Below are 21,752 nucleotides of genomic sequence, written 5' to 3' on the forward strand. Positions count from 1 at the left end.
ACCTAATGTATGTACATTGTGACCACAATTTTAAATAAGTTTCTTCAATCGAGTATACACTCCTGGATCACAGAATAGTGTAACTGCCTCAGAGAGTAGCCTGACAGAGTCATCGAATCGGTAGAGAGAACCAGATTCTGGAAATGGGTTCAGTGGTTATTGTCGAGAAAAGTTTGAGCTCGGTCGTCTCTCTCAGAGGCGTAAATTTGAGCGGTTTCGAAGGCTTTAGTATAGACTTCGTCACCGGATTCGAACTCCTCGAATGCTGGGCGTAGGATGTCTGCCACATCATCGTTGAAATCCTGTCCAAACGGTCTCTGATACCCCGTGACAAGCTTGTGGAAAATCCCTACTGCGGTCTCTGTGTAGTCTGCTGCTTGATGTGATAGATATTCTTCCAGAGTTGACCAGACACCCATGCTGTGTTGATGATTACCGATATGGAATATCGATCTTCTCAGAAGATCGTCGACCTCAGATAAATCAACTCTATTTCCAACATGGCTTAGGTAGCGGACAAACCATGTGATTTCTTCCGAATACGTGTCATCATCACCCACTTGTTCAACTCGCCTTTCCCATAGTGACCGGGTTTTATCCCATTTATCGTAAGCTTTGTCCTCTTCCTGATCTTCTCCCCATCTCCAGAGATTCCACGCGACTTGTCTTGCTAGATCTGGATCGCCACGATCATACAGATAGGCTAGTAAAGACTCAGACCATTCTTCAAGATCGTACTCAAATAGGTAGTTCCCAAGGAGATGTCCGGCCATTTGCTGGTCGGCGTTTATTGTCTCGGTAGTCTTGCCTTCGGCCATTAAGTCGATAGCATGGAAGTAATACTTCCTCAAGTACGGGAAAACATCGGGATGAGATTGGCTGAACGCGACATAGGAGTCCCAAGCTGCAGTAAATCTTTCCGTGTCTTTTTGACTCTGGCTACGCGGAAAAATGTCTGTCAGATGATTTATCATCCAGTCCTCGTCAACAGGCCACAGAGTTAGGAGTCGCCGACCGAAGACGGAGTGAACCCCGAGCGAGATATCGTTCATTCTCTCCTCCAATTTTTCAATTACTTTTGAGTCAGGTTCTGAGTCCTTGTCAACGGCTACCCGTCGCGCATAGATTATGAGGGCATCTACAGCTACTGGGCGCACCGTGTTTAATGCCGTATGTGATGGATCATTGTGGCCTGCGTATCCTTCCGGAGGCCGGTCTGTACTAATGTCTGGATCAGGATCATCTGCTAGGGTTAAGATGATTTCTCGAACTCTGTCTTCTTCTTGTAGGAAGTATTCGTACAGATCAGTATTGCTGAATCCATCTCTGAGGAGCCATCCTACTCGTTTTCTCGTGTGTTTCGGCCATTCCTCTGTATCCGCGATTATACTTTCAGAGAGTTCCCAAAGTGCTTCTCGGAAACCTTGGCTGTCTAATATTTCTCGTTCGTCTCCCATCCGGTCTCTCAGGTGTCCAAGAAGCCGGTTTGAGTAGGATGCAGGGGCTTCTCGAAGCCTTGATATTTCAGTGGCATATTCTTCTGGGTTGTCCAAGATTATATCTGCAATTTCTTCCGCTGCTCCCTGTCTCCCAATTTCCTCCACCGACCCCGTCCTTCCAGATCCTTCTATAGCTGATTCATACCATTCTTGCTCCTCAAAGGGTTCTTCGATACAGAAATCGATCAGCTCACTTGGAGAGTATTCTTCGAGTTCGGATCTGGGTTCTGGGCTTTCATGTGAGACAAACCCGCCTCTTATCGCGGGTGCTTCAGGATCTTCTGGTTCGTCTTCGAATTGATCAAGTAGTTCAGAGAGCTGCTCTTCCGCTTCTTCGGATAGATCTGCCCTGATAGGCCAGAGCCGATCCCTGATCCATCGATCGGAGCGCCTTTCGACAAATTCTTCTACACTTGTGTCTTCGAACTCGTCCTGTCTATCCTCGGCAATCCGCTCAAAGGAATCACGAACCGGAACCGAGGTTATCACTTCAACTACCTCTTGTTGTTGATCTTCTGGGAGAGAACTGAACCCGTGCTTCAGTAACAGGTTAAATTCTTTCGTTAATCGATTGTCCCGGTAATTCTCTTCATCAATCAGCTCTTCTCCAACCAAGTCGGTGTGGTCTTCACTGTGTTCACGGAGCAGATAGAATCCAAATCCACGGAGTATAACGTTCGAATCAAGATATTCCGCAATTTTTTCTCGTTGAGACTTTACATCAGATAATTCAAACCAGATATCAATTGTTTCTCGAAGGAACCCAACAAATAATTCAAATGGCTTATTCCTGTCGTCTTTTTCTATACTAAAGTTGGAAACCGCAAACTGGTGGAAGAAATGGATGTCGACAACTTCCTTTTCTCTTGCCTCCGCTCTCACGGTGGCAGCATCATTCAGTTTTTCCTCGAATAGTTCGAGCGTTTGATTCGGGCGATTTCGTACTAATCTCTCAAGGGTTCCTTCTTCGAATAATGAAGTCAGATAATATGAACCCATGATATCCTCATTGCGTCCCTCCGGCTCGGCTTCTAGACGAATAGTGAGCAGTGAATCAATCAGGTCTAGTCCCTCATCAAAATGCTCTCCATTCACGAGATCTTCAGCGAGTTCCGCGGACCGAGAATAGTACATATCGAGCCGCGGTTCCAACTCGTCTAGGCCGTCTTTCACAACATCATAAAGATCAACCCGATATTCCAGAGGTAATTCCTGGATGATGGAGACCACCAACGCTTTCTCGCTTCGATCTAAACCGCTAATATTCTCCCTGATTACGGAACTGACTTCTTCAGGATGTAGACTTGCGATATCGTGGAGGTAGGCCAGAAGGTGTCGCGGAGGGCTTTGGAATCTGTCCGTATCCACCAAGGCCTGAATCCAAGAAGTGTCGGTCTCTTCATCGAAGAAGTAATTGTAGAGTTTTTCTCTTGATTCGAGTTTTTCAAGGACTGTTTCAGTGACTGGCGTATTCACAGAGGCGTCCCATCGTTTCACGACATCCAGTATCTTCGATGCCCAGTAGAATTGGAACCCTTCTTCGTCAAGGACTTCTTCCAAAAAATCATCTGCGCCCTCCGGTAACTCCTCTTCCCTATCAGTATAGACCGCAAACATCCACTTGACCACGTCATTACTGATATTCTCGGATAGATCGTTGATGACATCTTGGAACAAGTGTTCGTCATCGACGGTTCGATTGACTAGTTGCCAGGCATAGAGGTATAACTGGAATTGGCGGTGCCTGAATCGGAATACACGGTCTCTCCCCGATTCTGTAACTCTCCGTATAGCCCCGATCGAGAGCAATTCCCTATCGGTCCATAGGATTTCATCCACGGAAAATACGGAGTTCCCGCTTTCAGTGGTTTCAATTGCGTGTTCAACTGCTCTATCGATTACTTGATCACCTCTCCGCTGACCGTCGCTAGGGTGATCTTCTGCCAAGAGTTCTCGATATTCCTCCCAGACCGCGACCTGTTCTGTTACGTCCTCCAGGTCTGATCCTTCTGCGACTAGTGTCCCTATTACATCAAGGTATTCTATTTCTTCACAGAGTTCGATCAAGTCTTGGGTGGGCGAGGTGATTCCCAATTCTTCTAGATGCTCCTCGGCTTGGGTTTCACTTAGAGTGTTGACCTCGATCTCGTTGTCGAAATATCCAGAAACGGTGAGATCTTGGAATTCATCATAGTTGTCTAATTCGTATGTTCGGCACGCGAATATTACGCCGACTCCGTTTAATTGTGCGACTGAATCAATTATCTCACTGTATACTTCTCCTGTTTCTCTTGTAGTGTCGTCTAATTGATCAAAAATAACTACCAAGGTTCTGTTTGCTGATACCTGATGGATACATCTCTTCAAAGATGTTTCAAGACCATCGAATATGTCGGAGTCGGATGAGATCGTTGCATGAGCACTTGCGTCGATGAAGAGTAGTTGGTGGTTGCTTTCTTCGCATACTCGTTTCAGTATCCCGCTTTTTCCAACACCACCACGCCCCTTGATTATCGAATTATCGGGGTTGTCTTGGTCTTCGATGCTTTCTATAATTCGGCTAGTTTCTGATCGGGGGATATGGCCGATGCCTTCGATTTCGTTATCGATCCGATCCAGTTTTTCGTTTGATTCTCCTTCGAATGTAGTTAGGACCTCTTGGAGAGACGGGTATTTCTCAGTGATTGTGGAATAGTTGGCTAAAGCTGCTGCAAGCGTGAATAGGAACACTAGACCAGTCCCAAACAGTATATCTACTATACCTAGATCAAGGAAAACTAAGTCTGATATTGTAAGAACCCCTATACTGTAAAGCAGTAGAACTGCGACAATCCCGATAAGGAGGTAAGTTGTTATAACCTTGAATCGACCTTTTGTCGTATGAAATTCTTTTTCTGTAGTTCTCTCGGCTGATTTGGCAGTGTATCGATTGATAAGTAATGGAAGTAGGATGATTGAGACTATGGAGAGTACAGCTAGGCCGGGCTTGGAGAGATCAGAGCTTCTGAGGAAAGACTGGAACCCTGCAACCGTCAGACCTAGAGATCCAACAGCCCATGCAATCGATTTTGTGAAATTAGTTTCATCTTCAAACGTAGAATATCGCAAAACAGTGTCTCTTCCGAGGGCGAAATACTCCCGGAGTGCCTCGCCTATGGAAGAGAACTCCATTACCTGCCATAGCGGTGTCAATCGTTAAAATGGTAACGGGAAGACGTGAATCAGCGTTCCAAGTGGTTTTGAACCTGTTTTCGGAATGTTTGGAACGACTGCTGTAGTTCTGCCATATCCTGTTCAAGTTGGTGTATTCGTTGGACAAGCTCTCTGTGACTCAGATTCTCGTAATCGTCTAGATCCTCTGGTTCCGAGTGTTGAAGGTACTGTTCTCCTTTTTCAGTGAGTTCTGCTTGTTTGGGGTGTTGGAATACGCGTTTTTGTCCGTCGATGACTCTTTCTACCATGCCGTCAGGTTTTGAGACTTCTATAAGTCCGTGTTCTTCGAGTTTTTGGAATGCGTATGTGACGTGGTGGTTTTCGAGAGTGGTTGCTGCTGTGATTTTTTGTACGTCGTCGTTGCCGCTGTTGATTTGCTGGAGGATGAGGTGTTCTTTGTCTCTGAGTTGTGTGTTGTCAGTCATCGGCTTGTAGGACGCATTCGGTTTCTAATGCGGAGCAGAACCCCGAGTCGTCGCGGTATAGGCAGAAGTTTTCCAGGTCTTCACGGCTGTTCCCCTCTAATTCAGGACAATTGTTTTCGACTTCGTCCTGTTCCTCTAACTCGTCGCCGGTAAGTTCAAGTATACGGTACTCTGCTTGTTTCAGTTCTTCAACGTCGGTAACGGGCTCTCCGTCTTTCTTGTAGTGGCTGTAGCTGCCGTTCTCGTCTTCGTGTTCACTGCCTCTCCTATTGACCGGATCTGACAGGATGTTTTCCAGTTTTGCTGCTTCGCCGTCTTGGACAATGAAGAAGACTTCTCGATTCTCTTCTTCGGCGCGTTGCAGGTTTTTGAGTACTTTTCCTGGTTTGGAGAGGGTGGAGTTTTCGGCTTCGAGGTGTGCGATTTCTCCGTTCGGCAGGTGGATGTGGCCGTCCGGTTTTTCATCGCCCTGGTCCTGGTAAAGCAGGTTGACCTGGAATCCGCGTTCTTCGAGGTGTTTCTTGGCTTCCGCAAGCAGTTCTTGGTGTTGTTCTTTACCGGCGTTTTGTGATTCCCCGAGGGACTGGGTTAATGCGATATTGTCCTCGGCGGTGGAGGCCGCCGCTTTCTCCTTCTTTATTTTGTCGACGTTGCTGTAGTCGGTTTCCCAGGGCGGGTAGGTGTCGAAGATGACCGCGTTTCTCTGATTTTTCTCCGATGGTTTCTGAAGTGCAGCCCGGTATTTTCCAAGGGATGTTAACGTGGTTTTGTCGATTCCTTGGAGCATTGCTGCTATACGGGCTGTGTCTTCGCTTCCACTGGGGTTGAAGACGGTCTTGGTCCGGCAGTTGTTTGCAACTGCTCTACGCATTTCGGGTGCTAACTGGTGGAGGTACTGGGTTGCGAGCCAGCAGCCGAGCCGGTATTCGCGTGCTTCTGAGAGGATTTTGGCGAAGTTGCTTCCTTCACCGGCGAAGTTCTGGAGTTCGTCGACGAAGAGGTGGAAGAATTGTCTCTCGTCGGCGGATTGTGTGATCCGGCTCTGTGCTGCTGCCCAGATCTTGGTGGTGACGATGGATCCGACGAGTTCGGAGACTGTGCCGCCGACTTCACCTTTCTGGATATCTACCAGTACGATTTTGCCTTCGTTGACTGCTTTTCTGAAGTCAATTCCTGATTCTTCAGCCCCGATAACTCTCCGGATGGTCGGGTTCATGACGAAGTCATTCAGCCGGCGCTGCAACGGCTCCATTTCGTATGAGGACATGTCCTCTTTGACTCGGACGAGCTGTTCTCGTATCACTGAGTCCTGTGTCTGGTCGATGAGTTCGGTTAGTGGTTCGTCTTGGATTACGCAGCGGAAGACATCGACGAGTGTCTTCGATTCGTTTTTCTTAATGTTGAGGTCGAGGTGTGCGCGTAGCAGGGTTTCCAGGACTCTTCCGAATTGGTCGCCCCAGTTCTCACTTTGGCGTTTGAATAGGTCGATGAGGTCGGAGACGATGATCTCCTTTTGGTTCTCCAGCTGAGTCGTATTCATGTCCTCCGTAGTGTGTGGTTCAAGGACGTTAACCGGTGTAACCGGCTCCTGACCAGGGTTGATATAGACCACGTCGTCGATCCGGTCCTCAGGGAGTTTGGCGATGAATTCGTCGATAAGACCGCCTTTCGGGTTGATGATGCAGAGGCCGTGGCCTTTGTAAGCGTCTTGTAGTGCGACGTGAAGCAGCAACTGGCTTTTCCCGAATCCTGTAGGCCCGATGTTTAGGACGTGAGTCAGTAGTTTGTCGTCCTGTATTCCGACGTGTTCTTCGACCTCGAACATCGATTCCCGGGATCCGAGGTAGGTTCTTTCCTGGTTTTCGGTGCTCTCAATCAGCTTTTTGACTTCGTCTGGTTTCATGGTTTGCTGTAGTTGATGTTTTCCTGGGTGAGGTCTGGAAGTGCGATCAGGCCGGCAAGCTCGTTACGGCTGGCCTGGAAGCTGCGATTCCAATAACCGAATCGTCTCTTTGCTACTGTATCTGAGAAGTTGAGGAGGCGTTTCTCGCGGAGCGTAGTGATAGTGACTGCGTCGAAATATTGGCCTGTCTCTCCGCTCTCGTACACGTTGAAGCCGCCTGCAAGCTCCTTTACTCGGCTTGGGGTATACTTTCCGGCTCCAGCGATGAAGAACCGTATTGAGGTGTGGAATCGTCGTGTACCGGCTTTTTCTTCGACTGCGTCTGCCTGTTTTCGTTCTCGTGGTGTTGGTGGCCTGTTCCCCCACAGTTTCTCTTTCTCCTTTCGAAGGTAGCCGATCCGTTGGTAGGCTCTCCGCTTCCAGTACCACCGACGCAATGGTTTCCCTGCGACCGGACGGAACAGTACCTGAATGACTACCCGGGTGTCCTGCATCGCGTGCCGGTGGAGTGCTGAGGCAACCGAGTTCGTGGGTGGGGTGTCGAATTCTGTGCGTAACGGGTAGCGGTCCAATCGGCCCAAGGTTAGGATGCCGCCACCGACTGTGTCTCCCTCTTTTACTGGGAGGCCGTCAGCCCCGGATCCGAATCCTATGTCGGGTATTTCGGTGGCGAGATGGGTTCTTAATTTTCGTTCTAAGCGCTTTGTGGGTAGTGTGAATTGGAAGCGAAGGCTGTCCGGGATGTCACGTCGGATCTCGAATGCGGCCGTCGGTGAAGCGTTTTTCACCCCGAAGAACGACGACTGTATTTCTGTGAGTCCTCGGACCAGTTGTCCGAGTGTAGCTGGCAGACTCTTGTTTTTCGGCGGTTTGACTGCTACAGTGTATTTTTCTGGTGTTCCTTCTCGGAGTTCCGTAGCTTCGTCCTCGTTGACCTCCGTATAGGTATTGAGTATCTGGTGGCTCAGAGACATTATTCTCCCTCCGTTCTTGGCTCTATCAGTGCGTGCTCCTGCGGCGTTGCCTCGATTCTGAGCCGTGTGTCGATCAGCCCGGATACCTTGAACAGTGCCTCACTGTGGTCTGAGTCGGTACCTGTCTTGAGCTCGAACAGTTCCTGTTTTTCCCGCTGTGAGAGCTGGAAGTACTCTACGACGGAGTCCGGGACGCGGTCGTGCCGCATGAATACCTTGCCGGGTATGTTGTCCAAGATTTCCCGGCCTTCCCGGCAGTAGGTGAAGTGGGAGGCGTTCTGTGAGATCAGCGTAACTGCGGTGTTCGTGTCCCGTCCTTCGAGGACAAACCGGTTCAGGATTCGACGACCGGTTTCATCGTTCATCAGGATTCTTACCTCGTCAACTACAACCAAGGTCTTCCGTTGATCCTGACTGACTTCTGCGTAGATCTGCTGCACTAAGTCAACGAGGAGTTCGGTGTTTTCTTCCTGACCTCGTTCTTCGACCTGGAAGCAGACTGTATCGTGGCTGAAGCTGTAATCTTCGTCCCTGCCGAGCGTGTAAGTAGAGCCGTCGAGGGTTCGAGCGATGCTTCTGTACTCGTTTTTCGGATCGACGATGATGATCCGAAGGTTGGGATAGGCGAGGGAGGCTCGAAGGATTTCGATCTTCGTGGCGTAGCTCTTTCCGGAGCCGACCATACCCATCCGTGCCATCGAATGGGAGCTCCAGTCAAACCGGTCGAATAGGGCAGGTGCTTCGTCTGAAGTGTCGACGCCGTAAATTACGCCGTTTTCTTGGACGTTATCTCGGACTGCGAATGTGAATCCTGCTGCTGCGCACTTGGCGGGTAGAAGCATCGTTTCCCGCAGGTGATCGGTGTACAGCATCGAGTCTGTGTAGTGTGCGTCAACCGTTCGGAAGACCGCCCGGTCGTATTCTATCTGTACGGTTTCAAGCCGGTTACAGACTTTTTGATAGGTTCTGTCGCAGGTCTCCTGGTCCTCACTGTGGACGGTGATGTAGACGCCGTAGTCGACAGGCTGGTCTTCCCGGTTGGCAAGTAGGTCGAGGAACCACTCGGTATCCTCTAACAGTCCTTCGAGCTTGTTGGTGCCGCGGTAGCCTTGGTGGAGTAGCGAATCGATTTCTGCGTTCAGCTTTTCGGAGATTCGTTGCAGTTTCTTCGAGGTTTCTGCGGTGCTTTTCGGTTCGATGACTTGGACAACATCGACCATTCCATCTGTTCTCTGTAGCTGTGCGAGCCATCCTGCCTCGACAGATGAGGGGAATTCGGTGACGTACACCGTCTTCCTGTACTCTCCTCTGCCATCCTTCGGCTGTCCGGTGTAGAACGGGCTTGGACGCGGGTTTCGCCTCCGTTCTTGCTGAATCAGATTTTCCAACTCCCGTTTCTCTAATCGCTGTGCGGCGAGGTCTCCGGTGTTCAACGTCGACAGAACATCTCTGCACCGGGAGTCAAGTTCGTTGAGAAGGACTTGCCTTTCTATGTCCTCTTCTTTCTCTTCGAGGATAGATAGCCGTTCTCTGAGCTGTTTTTCTATCCAGCGCTGACTGTCTCGTCCGACACGAACCACGATAAAGTGCCTTGTCCGAGAAAGATTGGCGTCGCTGAATTCGTCGATATGCTCCACGTAGTCGTTCTTCAGTACATCGTCTGGCGATCTGTTCTCCCTGATATTGTCTCTGTAGTCGTTCAGCGAGAGTGGCTTCTGTCTGGAATATATCTGGACTGGGTAGGACACCCTCTCGAAGAGGCTGCGGTAGATGGAGATCAACGCCTGCTGCTCCGTCTCAGTCCGCATCTCCAAGTTAGCCGGTTCGACCTCGATAGCGGCTGCGACCTCACCGGTTTCAGTAACGACGTAGTCTTCAGAAACCTCTTCAAATCCGTCTTCTTCGAGGTTTCGCCAGCGGATATACCAGGAGACAGCATCTGCGGCGAGTTCGTCAAGAAACCGGTCGAAGGGCCGATATCCGTACCAGGCCAGCCCGACCAGTAGCGAAACAGTGAGCCAGAACATCAAGGCGAGGCCCGCTGTAGAACCTAAAAGCAGGATACACAGGGCAGGGAACAAACCGATCCTCAGCAGTTCCTTCCAGGTGAACTGCCCGAAGAACTGGGTAGGAACATTTAGGCCGCCCGGCATCCGGTAGTCGACTCGACTCATTTCCACTCACTCCTCCTTTCACGAGGATGTCTTCTTCTACCGCGGTTTCTTCGCCTTTCAGAAGCCTCTCGCCGGTCCTTGCCTCCAACACGTTCCCGGATACCGCCGACACGTTTCTTCACGGTTCTACTCACTCGGTATCCTTGACCAACTGCAGCTTGCGATGCTGACCAGACTTGAAACGGCACCAGCAGTAGGAGAACAAGGCTGGCGATACCGAGAAGCCAGTTTGCCGCAGTCTGTAGTACTGTTGCACCGTCACCTCTCATCAACGCTAGTGAAAACCGGAGCACCAGAAGATCAAGTGGTGCGAAGATCAGTGCTGCGAACCATCCGGCGATGAACGTGTTGGCGTAACGTTTCACTCTTGGAATACTCCACATGAGAGCGAGCAAGGGGCTGATAGCGGCGACAAACAGAATGTATACTGCCCTAAGAATGAACAACACTACCAGAGCGAGTAGAGCGGTAGCTTTCACGACAACCGCAAGGATAAGCCCTGAGCCCAGGCCAAACAGTTCCCTAATGGAGACTTCCATACCAGTTGGAGCAAAAGCCGTATTTAGAGCGTTTATTAACTCAACGACAAGTTCCAGTAACGGTAAGGAGAATGCACCGAAGACTAGAGCAATGATAACTCGTGGAAGCATCATCCGGACCTCAGCGAACGAGAACCCCAGAATTGGCCCGGTCATGTAGAGCAGTCCCGCAGCCATGAAGACCACCGTAGCAAGCAGGTAACTGATGTAGAGTACCTGCTGGTGGACTTCCTGTACTGCCGAACTATGCTGGACGGATGGTGTCGTGGTCACAGCATCGTAGACGTATCTGACCAGAGCCTGGACTAAGTCCCGAAATGGCTGGTAGAAAATCGATTTCAGTATTTCCACCAGTTTTCCCTGCCAGTCACTCAATAGCCCTACCAGATCTTCAAGCGGACCGACAATCGGATCAAGACTGATGCCGGAACCGTCTTCCTCTTCTTCTTCCGGCGGTTCCGGCTGCTCTTGATGCGTGTCGGCTGCTGCCAATCCAGTGAAACTAGCAGCGATCAAGATAGCGGCAGCCAGTGCAGCTCCGTACGCGTACGTGTTCATCTTATTCCCCCTCCGAACCGGTGCAGAATGCATCCCCGCCGAGTGAGGCAACCAGGTAGTCAACAATCATCGGTGCTGCCAGTAGGAGAACAACACCGACGAAGACGTGTCGAACTAGCTTCTTCCCGGTTCTAGTCCAGTCCTCACCAGGAATCATGTACATCACACCGCTGACTGAAAACCCGAGGACACCGAGACTGACACCTGCGAGAAATGCCAGCGTGGTAAACGAGTCAATCAGCGACAGCAACGGCTGCAGGCTCTCCGGTGGCTGGCAGCCCATTGAACTTTGCAGTAGTGGGAGTGCTATCCAGAACGGGATAGCGGTAGGTTTGATTAGCCGAACGATGCGCCGTGCCGTTCCAGGTTGGATCCTGTCCAGCATGCAGCCTGGACTTGGAAGGGCAGGATAATTACTGGGGTATAATACTGTAAGAAATTGACCGGGAGGGGGTGTTTCTTCCCTTGGGTGAAGATTCTTCACCCGTTAGCCAGGTCCACTACGCCTAGAACACTGTTAGCGTGTATGTGGGTGGGTGGCATAGCAATCAATTATAAAAAAGTTGTCATTCAGCAGTAAGTATAGAATCACTATGCATCCTGAAGACGTGAACCCCGACGATTACGGCAGAACACATTTCCGAAACCTATTGGACCAGTTCGAGGACCACCCAGACTGGCATTTCTCCGATATTACTGATGCAAAAGATGAAATAGTAGAGAGTGCAGCAGATTTCAATCATAATGAAGTATACATTGATCATAACGAGACTGATGCAACCTTGCGTCTGACTGTTCCACACTCTTACGAACCGGTCTTATCAGCTAGTGGCAGTATGCAACAACCATTAGACGGTACACAAAGACAGGATCCATACGAAGATTCATTTGGGGAGGAGATTCAGGAAACGTACCAGTCAATCGTAGCAGATCATGACGCCGAATACTTGAGTAAAAATCAGACGGATCCACTACACATTATACAGTTGGAAGTTCCATTGGATTACGACGAAGACACCCTTGAGGAAAGCCTGTACGTCGCTACCGATATTTCACAAGAGATCCAGCAGGTCAATGACGATGTTCTCAGCGTTTTAGAAGAACACAGATAGTTACGGGAAACGATTAAGACCTACCCGTCTATTCCTTTCTCCCAATGACGGAGGAAGAACTAGAATGGTACCACGCTGGAATCTCTATGATGAAGAAAGACGGTGACGGCAGATATGTCAGAGTCCCGGATCGGATCTTCCGCGACGAAGAAATACTCAGATTGGGACACAGCGTCGATTGGTATTTCAACGATGCTTCGAGGACACTGATTATAACCCATAACCACCTCGAAAAAGAGGATTATGAGTACAGCGGAGCATCTACAAGATTTACTGAGGGAGACAGCAAGTATGGTCTTACAGTGCCAAAACCGTTCTACGATGATGATGCAGGAATTGAAGGGACCAGCATCACAAATGATGTGATGGAAAAGTTAGACTTGCCGAAAGATGGCTTCCTTCACTTCGTATATCACAGCGGTATGATCTCAGGAACGAAGGAGTCGTGTTACATTCTAACAGAAGAGCAGTTCGATAAGCGATTTTCTGACTCAGACGTGTGGGACGGTGCGTTAGACCAGGTTCCGAAGTTCTTCTAAACACGATGTCCTCGTTTATTCTGTTAAATAGGTCTCAGACAGAAATTACCGGACTAGACAGGGACGGGATTCGCTCAGAGCTCAGAAAAATCAGTGAAGACACGGACATTGAGTTTGAGGGATCCTCACTTACAGGCACATCCAGCACTGAAGGTTTTGACCTCAAGTACAAATGGAGAATTGACAAAGAAGATGTCTATGTACTAACTGAGGAGTGTTACGTCGATAGAAAGTGGTACTACCTGGTTCTTGCCTCCGTTCTCGGTTTTGCTGCGGCCTTCACCCTTTTTTCAGTAGGTGCGGTGATAACGCCAGGTGGTCTGCTGAACTTCGCTAAGATGGATTCAATAGGATTTGCCGCAACGATGAGTGGTCTAGGTATTTTTCTAATATCGGTGATGATTTATCTCATTGCCAACTCGGTGCCAGCTTCTATTGAGAGCTTACTTCCAGAACTGAGAAAGAAGTCCGATCCGCTTACACGAGATTCACAGTATTTCACACAGCGGATAATAGTATTTCTCGCCTCAGTTTTAGGCAGCCTCGGTTACATACTAAAATCATTTGTCTTGCTGATTTCGGGAGCACTTCTCTGTTATTTCTTGCTGTACTGGCTGTTGTTCGCTGAAGACAAATTCGACGGCTCAATGGGAAGATTCAACGAAGTTGGAAGGTCGGTGGTGGATTGCTTTCTCGGTGCGGTAGGATTACGAAATAACGAATCTAGGAAGCTCGATTTCGTAATTCCGGTATTAACCGGCGAGTACCTGATTGCAGTCATTACCGCAGTTGTTATTCCAGGATTCTTCCTTGCTTTTTCCGTGTATTTTGGCTTCTTCGGCGTGATGCTGGCGGGTGTTGGAATTCTTCTTCTAACTCAGTCTTATTTGGAACGGTTCTCGAAGAACATCTCTGGCAACCGTGTCGTTGAAGCAATAAGGAACATACAGCAAGATCACCGAGTTGAAACAGATAAAAAACCCAGAGCATTCTGGTTCATTTTGGTGATCCTCGGTTCTTACCTGATGCTGGCTCTAGTCCTCTCTATCTTCTACTTTTATCAGAAGCTACTATTCAATCCGTTTGAAATGCCCCTCCTCGCGATTATTGCATTCTATGCGACGACTCCTATTCTGTATTTTGCGGTCGGGCTCATGTATCAGACGGTGACTTGGGCTAAGGAGAAGATTAGTTTATTCAGGGCTGCCTCACCCGTTGAGTATGACTTTGACACTTCAGCTAAGGTCTATCAGATTGGAGATGTGAAAGATAGTCCAGCTGCTCTCTCAACAGGCTTCAATGACTACATTTTCATTCCATCAAAGTTCATAGAGAGTGACCATTTCGGAAAAAGAGAGTTAGAGGCTATCGTTGCCCATGAGGAAAAGCACATCCAGGCCAGAGAGGGCGTTTTGTTCTTTTATCTGCCTTTCTTATCGATCCTATTGTTTACCGGGCAGAATGTTCTCTATGCTCTCCTGAACTTTCGGGAGAGAGAATTTCAGGCCGATCAATACGCTAAGGAGAAAGTGGGCGAAGACGAGATTGTCTCCGCCCTCAACAAAGCTAAAATGATCGGTAAAAGTGGAGGTTCAGGGAATGACGGCCCGACACGCTGGCAAGAACATTTCGGCCTATTTTTCGGTTCATTCGCACACTCACAGGCACATCCAGGAATTGATGAGCGGAAGAGCCGTTTGAGAGGCGGTGGAGAGTAGCATCTGAAACTTGGTGTCTGATCATCCACTACTCAGTTCCTTTCCCGTATTTCGGTAGAGGTGATTCATAATTCAAGGTGAGACCTATGTTTTCGATGGTTTGGACGAGCTTTACGAAACCGCCGAAATACTGCCGGATGTGGAGCGTCAAGATGTCTACGCACACCACATCGGGGAAGATGAGTGGGAGGAGGTGCCGTACCGAGATAGTTTGTGGACTGATGATGGACGTACAACTGGTGTAGTATCTTCATCAACTGACTTCTACAACATCATCCAGTATGGAGATATTCTGGAGACGGTTGGTGATGCTGCTGGAAGCCATGGCTTGGATCCGTCCGGCAGAGTAACCGTTTCTCCTACAGCGCATAAGATGAGTGCCTCATTGAATTTCGATGAGGAGATCTATCCGAGTGAGGACGATCCTATCGACTTGGGTTTGAAGGTGCAGAGCGGGCACTCAGGGTTTCATGCGTTGAAGTATGATATCGGGGCGGAGAGACAGGTATGCAGCAACGGAATGATGGCATTTGTTTCCGATCTGCATTTCCAGCAGACTCACGGCGAACCGTTCCAACCCGGATTAGCTTACAATGCCGTCGACGCTGTCGTAGAAAGTCCTGAAGTCGTTGAGGATCGCCTGGAAAAGGCCCAAGAACAAGAGTTGGTGAACAGGGATGAGGCACTATTGGTTTTGATGGATACGGGAATTGATCAATACTTAGAACAGCCTGTTCCTGACCTGATTAACGCGTTGCAGAGTGAGGTAGATGATCCTGATTCTCCGACGCTGTACGAGACGTATAATGCAGGTACACGTGCATTGACGCACTACACGGACGGTATACCGGATTACGACCTCGATCAGGGCTTCGAAGCATTATCCAACCTGCTTGAAAACGGGAACTCCGAAGTTCCGGAAGGAAATAAAGTCGGAAGTCAGGCTGTCAGCAGGCGAAGCCTGCAACTAATCGAAGGAGACGATGTGGAACCGTATTGGGATGGTGAAATTGAATCACTCCGAGAGCTGAGGAATGCCCGTGAACTGTAGACCTGTCTTTATTGATCGAGTATTAGGCACTTTACTCGGTGAGTACAGTTAAAAACTGTAAACAGTACTCGTCAATTTTATTTTTCAGTCTTAGTAAATAGACAGTAAACTCAATAGATAGAGTATTATAGTCGCTTATATGATGCTTTTCCTTAACACTATTGCCTTCCACCTATAATAGGGACAGTATCGTCGAAAGACGTAATCTGATCATGCTCAGAAGGTTGGGAATCCGGGATAGAAAAGTGGTAAAACAGGCTTTTGCAGTTTTTCTGTCGGTGATTATTACGACATCAATAATTGTCCCGGCACTGTTCGTTGGTGCTACGTCTGCTGCAACCGCTACAAATACAGATGTAGATTTTCTTATTGACTCAGACGATACGTCACCTGTACTCTCCGAAAGGTTAGAAGCAGGTAAGGTATACAACTTCGAGGTGGTAGTCGGTTATCAACTCCCAGAAGGAGAAGAAGGGACACTAAAGCTCTACTTTACAAACGCTGATGGCAAGTTCGCAGAAAAAAGTGTTACTGGATCGGGGGATTACGACACTGTTACAGTAACAGTCAACCAAAGAGTCCCAGAAGCAACAAAAGGGGACAGATTTGGTATTTCAGGGACTTTAGAAGCTCAAAGTGGTTTTGGAGGAGACAGTGAATACTATCAGGTTGATTCAGAGGGCAATCCACCTACAATAGCAGACGCCAGTCCCGAAAAAGCATATGAAACAACAGTTGATGATTCAGTTAGTTTTAGTGTAGATGCATCTGATCCGGACGGAGGCAGTCTTTCCTATACGTGGTATGTGAATAATTTAGCGAAGGAAAGTGGATACTCTGAAATTGGCTCCGGTCTGGGTAGTAGCATCACTCGTTCTTTCGAGAGTCCTGGAGATTACAACATCAGAGTGGATATAACAGATGGATCTAACCATATAGACTATGTCTGGACGTTAGAAGTAAGTAGACAGAATCAAGACCGTGATCCATCTATTGAACGCGTTTCACCGCACGACTCTGGTTTCACGGTTGAAAAGGACAATACCAGAAGATTTGAGATTAGGGCATCTGATCCCGATTCTGATCTTGACAAGATCAGGTGGTATATCAATGGAGAGTTCAGGAATGATCTGCCCAATAATCCAAATAGTATACCTCAGTCATCACATACAACTTGGACAGAGTACACCTTCGCTGAATCTGGGCAGCACAATGTCAGAGCCACGGTTTATGATTCAAATGGGAATATGGACTCTGTTTCATGGACTGTCGCCGTTGAGCAACCAGAGGTAGGTCCGGAAGTTTCTACGGTCGGCGTGAGAGACTTATCAGCATCGTCAACCATCTTGGAGGGAAGATTAGATAGTCTCGGCAGTGAAAGTCACTCAACAGTTCTATTCAGATATCGAAAACAAGGTGCGGTAGAATGGAAAACATCCGAAGCAAGAGAACTGGACGAAGAGTCTGATTTCTCAATCCGTATAGAAGGACTTGAACCGGATACAGAATACGAGTTGCGGGCAGTTGCAAGCTCGAATGCAGGAAGCAACACTGGTGAAGTAAGAGAATTCCGTACTGATAGGATCAAAGGATCGGTAGACATCCATGGTGGCATTTCGACTCCAGAAGCCGAGAGTACTCTCAATGCCGGAGAAACCTATTCTTATGATATTGAGTTGGATTACCAGCTCTCCGGAGTTGACGGTGTGATTATACTTGAATCGAACGGCGAAGGCCGATTAGCGTATAAAGAAGTATCGCGTGGCAGGGATGAACTCTCTATTTCAGGAAAAGAGACAGTTCCAAGTAACCAAGCTAGCCCCTGGCAGGTCTCAGTATTGCTAAAAACCGAAAATAGAGATATTCTAGATGTTGATGAAATTAGCTACGATATCCAGCCTCAAACACATCCACCTAGAATAACGAATAGAAGTCCAAGTGATTCAGCGCTTGAAATAACTGAAGGGGACGAAATTGGCTTTGCTGTATCTGCCACAGATCAGGATAATAACTTCCTCGACTACTCATGGTCCATTACAGATATCAATGCAAACAACCGTATGAAGGCTGGAACCGGAAATAGTTACTTCCACACCTTCTCTGAGCCTGGAGATTATAACGTTCGAGTGGAAGTTAGCGACGGTACTACTTCTGTTGCTACGACATGGACTGTCGAAGTTGAGAGCCTAGATAGAGCCCCATCTGTACAGCGTATTTCACCAACAGATTCTGATTTGGAGGTTTCTCAAGATAGTGAACAACGGTTTAGGGCTGCTTTCTCAGATCCGGACTCCGATTTAAAACAGGTCCGATGGTATATTGACGGTAAGTACAGAGATAGTTTGGGCGGAAATCCTGAAATGCTAGATGGATCCTCAGAAACTGCAAGCTTGGACTACACGTTTTCTGAGGCAGGAAGTCATAGTATCAGGGCAGTAGTTACTGACGGAAACGGGAATCAAGATTCTGTTCAATGGTTTGTTCAAGTAGAATCAGAAAAACCAGACCTGGTCATAGAAGATATCTCTTGGTCCCCTTCAAATCCAGAGTCCGGAGATCAGGTTGACTTTACTGTATCTATCACAAATCATGGGGAAGTTGATGTACCAGCTACCGGCATGGAGTTAACTGCGGGCTCAGAGGAGTTCGGCCTTAGTGGCATTTCCTTAGATGCAGGCGAGACGCGGAACGTTAAGATCAACAGCAGATCATGGACTGCCGCAGAGTCAGTCGAAAATGTGGTCGCCCGAGTTGATCCCTCTAATAGGGTTCAGGAAGGAGACGAATCCAATAACAGGCACGCAGAGGCTATCAGTGTCGACTCATCCACCGGCAGTATCCAGGGGAGAGTAGTGTCTAACTCTGGAGACGGAATTGAGGATGCTACTATCAACCTGAAGTCTAAGATTTCAGTTAAAACTGATTCTAAAGGTTACTTTGAAATCAATAATATCCAGTCCGGGGCTCATGTGATTCAGATCACTCACTCAGACTTTCAAGATGCAGAAAAGACTGTAGAGGTCAGGGCAGATCAGGTTCAAGACACTGGAGAAATTGTCTTGGTGGAAAGTAATCAGGCCCAAGATCCGTCTGAAAAAGACAAAGGAGTCGATAATGCCAGTTCCGACGAGTTCGTTGATGTTCAGGAAATAATAGAACAGTATGATTATCCGGCAGCGTTTACTAGAGATGTCTTTTTTTCGGAGCATAGTCCCAGCACCGTTATAGCCTATAAGATCATAACGTCTGATCTCTTTGTAGAGCAGCTGTCTGTAACTGCTAGAGGAGCTATCTATGGCGAGGTCGGATTACAGGAGGATATTGCAGGCGCAGGAGATCCCGCATATTTCGCTGGTTGGCTGGGAGGAAGTGTCGTCCCAGTCGCCGATGCAGCAGCAGACCTTAGGGACTGCGTTTTAGCAGTTAATGATGATTTAGGTACTAATGCGCTTGATTGCGGAGGAGCAGCGATCAGTACAGGAGGAAGCGCAGGTACAATTGCAGGGGCTGCTGGAGTCGCAGTTCCTGAACCCCTTACCACAGGGAGCGGAGCAGCGGTACTTGGTGGAAGTCTCACTCTTGATACAGCGGAAGATATCTCAGATGCGGCCCACATCACCACTCAGTACCTGAAGAAGTACCCTGGAAAAGCGCGTGAAGTAACTAAGAAACTCTCAAGCAAACTACCACGTAATAAAGTAGAAGATGTTATTGCGAAAATAAACAGGCCAAATCTGAAGTCCAAACTTAAAACCAAATTAGATGAAGTGGTGAACAGCCGGAAAGCCGAATTCAAGAAGATAGATGGGATCAGCGACGATCAGGCCGAAACCTTGGCAAAATCTGGTGCCTCACCAGAACAGATCCGTCGGCTTGCTGAGGATCTAGACGGCGACACAATCATCAGACTCTCGGAAAATGACCTGCTTGATAAAGGACTAGATGATGACGCTCTGGTACAAATATCAAGGCAAAGTGATAATTATAAGAACACGGCTGAAGCAATATCTGCCCTCAAAAGCAGCGGATTCTCTGAAAGTCAGGTTAACAGACTCATAACGCAAGGAAATAAGCCGCAAGAGGCTCTTCGACTCTCAGAAAAAGGATTGGACGCCGCATCAATTACGAAAATATCGAACAATCTCGAAGAAGCAAGTAGACAGCTCTCAAACAAATTAGATGAACGCTTAAAGTTGGTAGACGTGTCGTTTGGTTTCAAACGTGAGGGTAACGTTATTTGGATGCCAAGAACAAATAAGTTTAAAGGCAATAAACTAGACGAAATCCTCAAAACTGGTCCAGGGTGGAAACATATAGTTGCTAAACACGCAAATCCAACAAACACCGATTTCAGGGTTCCTGATTATGCGAACCCTGGATCAGTCACGTCACAATACGATTCTTTCCCTTCATCAATGGGGCCACATGAAATGCAAGAACTTGCCAAGGAATTTGGGAGGCATGGTAAGCAAATTAATTCAAATGATGCCCAAAGATTAGTAATCGAAGACAGTACTGTGTTGTCAAGATATAACATACGCCGTCCAGTAAGATTAATCCGCAATCCCAACACTGGGATGATACAGACGATGTATATTAAAGAGTGAATCGCTAACTCTTGATATGAGTGGTGTAGAGGTCAAGTATATAGTTAATGATCCGGTGCATCAGTCTCAGCTCGCCGGTTCGATCAGAATAGATATCGGGCAAATCACAATCACAGACATAGATTTTGAATCGAGTGAAAAACAAGGCTTCATTGGTTTCTATATTCACAGAGATCTGTATTTCCTTCTCAACGTCTGTTTAGATATTAAGAAAGGTAAGTTAGATGTGTACGAGGAGACATCTTCGGAGATCGAATCGACGATACTCAAGATAATTCACGAGCCGTTAAACCGGAGTCATATAAGGGTTGCACTGAGACAGTGGGGGAAAACTGATTATGACGATGATCTTCCCAGCCCAGAGACAGCTACAGGGTGTCCAGTCCTGATTGACGAGTACTGCGAAGAGGTTTACACTACGGTAGAAAGGTTTCTCGAAGAATGTGAAGAAAAAGGTCTGGATACCGATGAAAGCCTCCTCAAATCTATAAGAGATGACTGCAATGAACTAAAACAACTAGTACATGAGGGGAATGGAGTATTAGGCTAACCCGACTACATAATTCAGTTTCTCTTCCAAATATCTTATTCTCATTAGAAACACGGCGTGTAGCATCCTACTACAGATTCGTTCTGATAATAGGGGGATACGAGGTGAACCCGCAATTACAGACTTCGACGAAGAGGAGCCCTTGGCTTCCTGGGAGGCAGCATTCCTGCCTGACTGGGAGTGGGAGGCATACGACAAAGAAGAGGACGACATCTACTTTGGACGCGTAAAATCTCCGAACACCTACGGACAGTGGGAGTACGGCTACTTCAGCCAAGAACAACTGGAAAAAGCTGGCGCATACCGCACAGACCTAGATACAGACGATGAAGGACCATTGTTCCCGGATGGCGGAGAACTAGAGGATATCGTCGGCGTCTATGAAACCGAGTTAGAGGCGGTTCTTGACGAAGGATACCAGGGTGATCTCACCGATCACTGATGTCGACGAACTCTTAGAGGAATACACCGATGAAAAACGGTATGTGGAAGAGGATAAGCCGTCCTGGTTGAACCTAACCGGAGGAACCAGTTTCTCCGGGCCTCTCCGCTACGAACTGGAGAACTATTTTCCAGAAGCACATTACAAGAAAGCGATTGACCAAGCCTTGGAGGAAGAGGCCGAGGAGTTGGTGACGGACGGAGGAAGCCGGACTCAGTACTACTGGAGCGGAGAAAACGGAGTAGTCTACCACACCGAATCAGGAGATGAACTCGTCGATCCATTCTTCGGCACCGTTCAAGAAGCAGAACAGTACCTGGAAAACCTGGCCGACCTCCACGGCAAAGAACAATACACCAGCATGGTACTGAGAAAATCAGGAAACAGGAAAGTCGAGGAGGCTACGGAGGTGTTGACGGAACAAAGCGGTCTCACAGACTGGTAGTTC

15 protein-coding genes are annotated in these 21,752 nt (G+C 48.0%); 8 read left to right on the top strand and 7 right to left on the bottom strand.

Annotation, left to right across the window (positions count from 1 at the left end):
• Window positions 1-149 precede the first annotated feature (149 nt).
• Genes GRX03_RS12270 through GRX03_RS12300 form a run of 7 tightly spaced genes read right to left on the bottom strand, consistent with a single transcriptional unit; the run spans window position 150 to window position 11,670 of the window.
• On the bottom strand, window positions 150-4,670 hold the full coding sequence (locus tag GRX03_RS12270) for a hypothetical protein (RefSeq protein WP_201289230.1): 4,521 nt from the start codon (window positions 4,668-4,670) through the stop codon (window positions 150-152).
• A gap of 50 nt (window positions 4,671-4,720) precedes the next feature.
• Complete coding sequence (locus tag GRX03_RS12275) at window positions 4,721-5,137, bottom strand: hypothetical protein (protein ID WP_159764489.1); 417 nt, start codon at window positions 5,135-5,137, stop codon at window positions 4,721-4,723.
• Window positions 5,130-7,040, bottom strand: a complete 1,911-nt coding sequence (locus GRX03_RS12280; RefSeq protein ID WP_159764490.1) for a type IV secretory system conjugative DNA transfer family protein — start codon at window positions 7,038-7,040, stop codon at window positions 5,130-5,132. Before GRX03_RS12280 ends, GRX03_RS12275 begins: the two co-directional genes overlap by 8 nt.
• Entirely contained in the window at window positions 7,037-8,014 is a 978-nt protein-coding gene (locus GRX03_RS12285; RefSeq protein ID WP_159764491.1) for a hypothetical protein, read from the bottom strand. The genes GRX03_RS12280 and GRX03_RS12285 overlap by 4 nt, the downstream gene beginning before the upstream one ends.
• On the bottom strand, window positions 8,014-10,188 hold the full coding sequence (locus tag GRX03_RS12290; protein ID WP_159764492.1) for a helicase HerA domain-containing protein: 2,175 nt from the start codon (window positions 10,186-10,188) through the stop codon (window positions 8,014-8,016). Before GRX03_RS12290 ends, GRX03_RS12285 begins: the two co-directional genes overlap by 1 nt.
• Window positions 10,185-11,285 (bottom strand): hypothetical protein, encoded by a 1,101-nt coding sequence (locus GRX03_RS12295; RefSeq protein WP_159764493.1) that lies wholly within the window; start codon window positions 11,283-11,285, stop codon window positions 10,185-10,187. The genes GRX03_RS12290 and GRX03_RS12295 overlap by 4 nt, the downstream gene beginning before the upstream one ends.
• A 1-nt stretch (window position 11,286) precedes the next feature.
• Window positions 11,287-11,670 (bottom strand): pilin, encoded by a 384-nt coding sequence (locus tag GRX03_RS12300; protein WP_159764494.1) that lies wholly within the window; start codon window positions 11,668-11,670, stop codon window positions 11,287-11,289.
• A 208-nt stretch (window positions 11,671-11,878) separates the two neighbouring features.
• Here GRX03_RS12300 and GRX03_RS12305 point away from each other — a divergent pair, with 208 nt between their 5' ends.
• The 8 genes from GRX03_RS12305 to GRX03_RS12340 all read left to right on the top strand — a co-directional run bounded on the left by GRX03_RS12305 (window position 11,879) and on the right by GRX03_RS12340 (window position 21,749).
• Window positions 11,879-12,397 carry a hypothetical protein gene (locus GRX03_RS12305; RefSeq protein ID WP_159764495.1) on the top strand — a complete coding sequence of 173 codons (519 nt, stop codon included), beginning with the start codon at window positions 11,879-11,881 and terminating at the stop codon, window positions 12,395-12,397.
• A gap of 44 nt (window positions 12,398-12,441) precedes the next feature.
• Entirely contained in the window at window positions 12,442-12,936 is a 495-nt protein-coding gene (locus GRX03_RS12310; RefSeq protein ID WP_159764496.1) for a hypothetical protein, read from the top strand.
• Window positions 12,897-14,654 (top strand): hypothetical protein, encoded by a 1,758-nt coding sequence (locus GRX03_RS12315; protein WP_159764497.1) that lies wholly within the window; start codon window positions 12,897-12,899, stop codon window positions 14,652-14,654. The genes GRX03_RS12310 and GRX03_RS12315 overlap by 40 nt, the downstream gene beginning before the upstream one ends.
• A gap of 100 nt (window positions 14,655-14,754) precedes the next feature.
• On the top strand, window positions 14,755-15,705 hold the full coding sequence (locus GRX03_RS12320) for a DUF932 domain-containing protein (protein WP_233739937.1): 951 nt from the start codon (window positions 14,755-14,757) through the stop codon (window positions 15,703-15,705).
• Window positions 15,706-15,917: 212 nt separating this feature from the next.
• Window positions 15,918-20,312, top strand: a complete 4,395-nt coding sequence (locus GRX03_RS12325; RefSeq protein WP_159764498.1) for a PKD domain-containing protein — start codon at window positions 15,918-15,920, stop codon at window positions 20,310-20,312.
• Window positions 20,313-20,328: 16 nt separating this feature from the next.
• Complete coding sequence (locus GRX03_RS12330) at window positions 20,329-20,862, top strand: hypothetical protein (protein WP_159764499.1); 534 nt, start codon at window positions 20,329-20,331, stop codon at window positions 20,860-20,862.
• Window positions 20,863-21,004: 142 nt separating this feature from the next.
• On the top strand, window positions 21,005-21,304 hold the full coding sequence (locus tag GRX03_RS12335; protein WP_159764500.1) for a hypothetical protein: 300 nt from the start codon (window positions 21,005-21,007) through the stop codon (window positions 21,302-21,304).
• A complete protein-coding gene (locus GRX03_RS12340; protein ID WP_159764501.1) occupies window positions 21,267-21,749 on the top strand; it encodes a hypothetical protein in 483 nt (160 codons plus the stop codon). Before GRX03_RS12335 ends, GRX03_RS12340 begins: the two co-directional genes overlap by 38 nt.
• Window positions 21,750-21,752 lie beyond the last annotated feature (3 nt).

It is taken from the genome of Halovenus carboxidivorans (assembly GCF_009831575.1).
Classification (GTDB): Archaea; Halobacteriota; Halobacteria; order Halobacteriales; family Haloarculaceae; genus Halovenus; species Halovenus carboxidivorans.

What these genes read in the sequence shown, in the direction of transcription:
- GRX03_RS12275 (WP_159764489.1), bottom strand. Translation starts at nt 5,137, where the DNA reads ATGACTGACAACACACAACTCAGAGACAAAGAACACCTCATCCTCCAG.
- GRX03_RS12305 (WP_159764495.1), top strand. Translation starts at nt 11,879, where the DNA reads ATGCATCCTGAAGACGTGAACCCCGACGATTACGGCAGAACACATTTC.
- GRX03_RS12330 (WP_159764499.1), top strand. Translation starts at nt 20,329, where the DNA reads ATGAGTGGTGTAGAGGTCAAGTATATAGTTAATGATCCGGTGCATCAG.
- GRX03_RS12300 (WP_159764494.1), bottom strand. Translation starts at nt 11,670, where the DNA reads ATGCTGGACAGGATCCAACCTGGAACGGCACGGCGCATCGTTCGGCTA.
- GRX03_RS12280 (WP_159764490.1), bottom strand. Translation starts at nt 7,040, where the DNA reads ATGAAACCAGACGAAGTCAAAAAGCTGATTGAGAGCACCGAAAACCAG.
- GRX03_RS12325 (WP_159764498.1), top strand. Translation starts at nt 15,918, where the DNA reads ATGCTCAGAAGGTTGGGAATCCGGGATAGAAAAGTGGTAAAACAGGCT.
- GRX03_RS12270 (WP_201289230.1), bottom strand. Translation starts at nt 4,670, where the DNA reads ATGGAGTTCTCTTCCATAGGCGAGGCACTCCGGGAGTATTTCGCCCTC.
- GRX03_RS12295 (WP_159764493.1), bottom strand. Translation starts at nt 11,285, where the DNA reads ATGAACACGTACGCGTACGGAGCTGCACTGGCTGCCGCTATCTTGATC.
- GRX03_RS12285 (WP_159764491.1), bottom strand. Translation starts at nt 8,014, where the DNA reads ATGTCTCTGAGCCACCAGATACTCAATACCTATACGGAGGTCAACGAG.
- GRX03_RS12290 (WP_159764492.1), bottom strand. Translation starts at nt 10,188, where the DNA reads ATGAGTCGAGTCGACTACCGGATGCCGGGCGGCCTAAATGTTCCTACC.
- GRX03_RS12310 (WP_159764496.1), top strand. Translation starts at nt 12,442, where the DNA reads ATGACGGAGGAAGAACTAGAATGGTACCACGCTGGAATCTCTATGATG.